This is a genomic window from Nocardiopsis tropica (assembly GCF_042660575.1).
Classification (GTDB): Bacteria; Actinomycetota; Actinomycetes; order Streptosporangiales; family Streptosporangiaceae; genus Nocardiopsis; species Nocardiopsis tropica.
The window spans coordinates 1-2,757 of the sequence record NZ_JBHSUF010000052.1 but is presented as its reverse complement, the minus strand read 5'-3'; the positions used below and the strand labels follow the sequence as shown (position 1 = coordinate 2,757).

Below are 2,757 nucleotides of genomic sequence, written 5' to 3'. Positions count from 1 at the left end.
AGGAGTCCTTCCCGGCCGGCCCCGCCGACCGGCCCGACCCCGGTCCCGTTGCCGACCCTCCGGTATTCCCATCGGTGAGGCCCTCCGGTGGCAGCGGGCACGAGACCACCGCACCGATCGACGCCGGGACGGACCAGGTCACCGACCGCATCAAGAAACTGAACGACGGCCAGTTCGAGGTCCTCGTCGCCCTGGGAGCAGGACGCACCGACAAGGAGATCATCGCCCGACTCGGTTGGAAACCCCGCGGATTCACCAACGTCATGAGCAGCCTGGCCGGTGCTCTGGGTCTGCAGGCGGGCGACCGCGCTGGGATCGCCGAGGTTGCCGTTGCCGCCGGGCTCACCGACGACAAGGATCCAGGCGCGATGACAAGCGACGAGCGGCACACACGCGCCCTCATCCGCATCCGATTCCTGCGCCCGGAACAGCACGAGGTACTCGCCCATCACGCGAGGAGGCTGAAACCCAGCGACATCGCCAAGCGGGTCTCCCCGAACGAGAGCTCGGTCGACAGCCTCCTCACCAGCCTTTCGCACCGCCTCGGGGTACTCGGCCGTGGTGAGGCGGGCGATGTCGCCCGCCTCGCCGAACTGGAGGCCCCGCCACTTCCCGTGCTCACCGACGAGCAGAAAAACCAGGCCATCGACCGCATCACCACCCTGGACGACCGCGAGTTCGACCTTCTCGTCGCCCTGGGGGCCGAGCGCAACGACAAGGAGATCCTCGACCGACCCGGTTGGTCCCGCGGATTCTCCGTTGCGATGAGCCGCCTCACCCGTTCCTTGGGTCTGCAGGCGGGCGACCGCGCGGGGGCGGCCGCCGTTGCTGTCGCCGCCGGGCTCACCGACGACAAGGACCCAGGCGCGATGACAAGCGACGAGCGGCGCGAACGCGCCCTCATCCGCATCCGATTCCTGCGCCCGGAACAGCACGAGGTACTCGCCCATTACGCGAATAGGCTGCAACCCAGCGACATCGCCAAGCGGCTTTCCTCGATCCCGAACACGATCGACCCCACCAATTATGTCAACACATCCCTCGCCCGCCTTTCGAAGCGCCTCGGGGTGCTCGGTCGTGGTGAGGCGGGCGCTGCCGCCCTCGCCGCCGAATTGGAGACCCCACCACTTCCCGTGCTCAGCGAGGAGCAGAAAAACCAGGCCATTGCCCGCATAACCACCCTGAGCGACCCCGAGTTCGAGATCCTTGTCGCCCTGGGGGCCGAGCGCAACGACGAGGCGATCACCGCCCGACCTCATTGGACACCTCAGAGACTTGCCAGGGTCATAAGCCGCCTCCCCCGTTCCTTGGGTCTGCAGGCGGGCGACCGCGTGGGGGCGGCCGCCGTCGCCGTTGCAGCCGGGCTCACCAATGACACCGACCCCGATGACCTGCCATCCGATGAGCGGCACGCACGCGCCCTCATCCGTATCCCATTCCTCCAGCCGGATCAGCGCAAGGCCCTCATCTACCGCGTGGCGGAGTGGAAACGCCCCCAGATCGCCGAGCAGCTCCGCCTGGATCCGACCGCCGTCAGTCACCAGTCCAGCAATTTCGTTCTCCGCCTCGGGGTGCTCGACCGTGGTGAGGCGATGAAAGCCGTCCAGGCGATCCCCGCACTCGCCGCCGAAGTGGCGGCCCTGCGCCCGGTACCGGCCCGTGCCGCGCCCACCCGTGCCGCACGCACCCGGGTGGCTCCCACCCGTGTCGCACCGGTCCGTGCCGCACGCACCCGGGTGGCACCCGCCCCCGAACTCACCCCCGAGCAGATCGCCTGGGCCGTCGACCGCATCACCACCCTGAGCGACCCCCAAAACAAGATCTTCTTCCATCTGGGTGCCGGATTGGACAGGGACGGGATCGTCGCACGCGACGGATTGGCGAAGAGGACGGTGGACGACCACATCCGCAGCATTGTCCGCGACCTGGGGTTGAACAACCCCGGGGACGCGGTCGCCGTCGCCGTCGCCGCCGGCCTCGCCCCGACCGCCCCCCAACCCCACAACGACGGCACCACCACCCACGACACCGACGACGACTCGGACAGAGAGGATTCCTCGGACAGCGACGACGACCTCTACGACGCCGACGACCATCCCCCCGCCCGCCACGGGGGCGGCCCCCGCGACGACGACCCGCCCGCACCTCCGACAGGCCGCGACCACGGTTCCGCCACGGCACCGTCCGCGCAGCCGGGAAACGGAAACAGCGGTGCCCGAACCACGGGTGACTCCACGGGCCGCTCCACCGGCAGCCACGGCACCCGCTCGGGAAACCGCACCCGGCAGGGGTTCCCGCCCGCCGACCACCAGGGAAACGACACCCCCGGCCCCGCCGATGACCTGGACGATGACTTCTACGGTCCTGCACCGGCGGCGCGCACGCAGGAGCCGGTCCCGGCTGATCCTGATGATCCGTGGAACGGCAATCCCCCCACGTCCCTGGATCTCTCGGCGCTCACCGCCGGGGGCAAGGACACCAAGTTCGCGGAGCAGCCCTTCACGGTCGGGGAGGCCGTCGTCGACCTTGCCGATCCCGGTTACGGCCTCCGTGATCTCGATGCCATCGGACGCCAGACAGTCAAAGGCATCCGCGTGTTCCCGGTGGGCGTCGACGACCCCGACAGCGACGACAACGACCCCGAACAACTCCCCGACGCACCCCACCACTCCGGCGGTGTTCCGGCGCCTGCCCTCTGGAGTGGCAGTGACCAGGACCAGGTCCCCGGGGCCGGTATGGGCGAGAGTGTTCGCGCCC

Annotated in this window: 1 protein-coding gene; it reads left to right on the top strand. The window is 69.4% G+C overall.

All coding sequences use genetic code 11. The features are described 5' to 3' along the window. Positions 1–74 precede the first annotated feature (74 nt). Positions 75–2,757, top strand: a 2,683-nt coding sequence (locus tag ACFQBR_RS33510) for a helix-turn-helix transcriptional regulator (protein WP_378554977.1), incomplete at its 3' end; no start/stop codon positions are given.